Origin of the sequence: Streptomyces sp. SID12501 (genome assembly GCF_010550245.1) — a bacterium.
Classification (GTDB): domain Bacteria; phylum Actinomycetota; class Actinomycetes; order Streptomycetales; family Streptomycetaceae; genus Streptomyces.
The window spans coordinates 1-438 of record NZ_JAAGLU010000675.1 but is presented as its reverse complement, the minus strand read 5'-3'; the positions used below and the strand labels follow the sequence as shown (position 1 = coordinate 438).

Below are 438 nucleotides of genomic sequence, written 5' to 3'. Positions count from 1 at the left end.
AGCTCGTTCAGGAAGGCGGAGAGGATCTCGTCGAGCATCGATTCCTTGGAATCGAAGTGGTAGTAGAGGCTGCCGGCGAGCATGCCGGCGGCGTCGGCGATCTTGCGGACGGTGGTGGCGTTGTAGCCCTGCGCGGCGAAGACCTCGGCGGCGGTGTCGAGGAGTTCGCGGCGGCGTTCGGGCGACGCCGTCACCTGGTGCTTCTTCTTGGCCGTCGGTTCGATCGGCTTGTTCGTTGGCACGCGTCCATTCTGGTACTGCGCCGGCCGGTCATCCGACGCCCTACGCGTGCTGACTGCTGACCGACACGGTCTCGCCCGTCATGTACGACGAGTAGCCGCTGGCCAGGAACACGATGACGTTGGCGACCTCCCAGGGCTCGGCGTAGCGGCCGAAGGCCTCGCGGGCGGTGAGTTCCGTGAGCAGCTCCTCGCTGGT

2 protein-coding genes are annotated in these 438 nt (G+C 66.4%); both read right to left on the bottom strand.

Translation table 11 applies throughout. The features are described 5' to 3' along the window. On the bottom strand, nt 1–242 hold a 242-nt coding region (locus G3I71_RS47865; RefSeq protein ID WP_343243309.1), incomplete at its 3' end, for a helix-turn-helix domain-containing protein. A gap of 40 nt (nt 243–282) precedes the next feature. Further along, nucleotides 283–438 (bottom strand): SDR family oxidoreductase (locus G3I71_RS47860; RefSeq protein WP_164325238.1); only part of this gene is annotated, 156 nt, incomplete at its 5' end.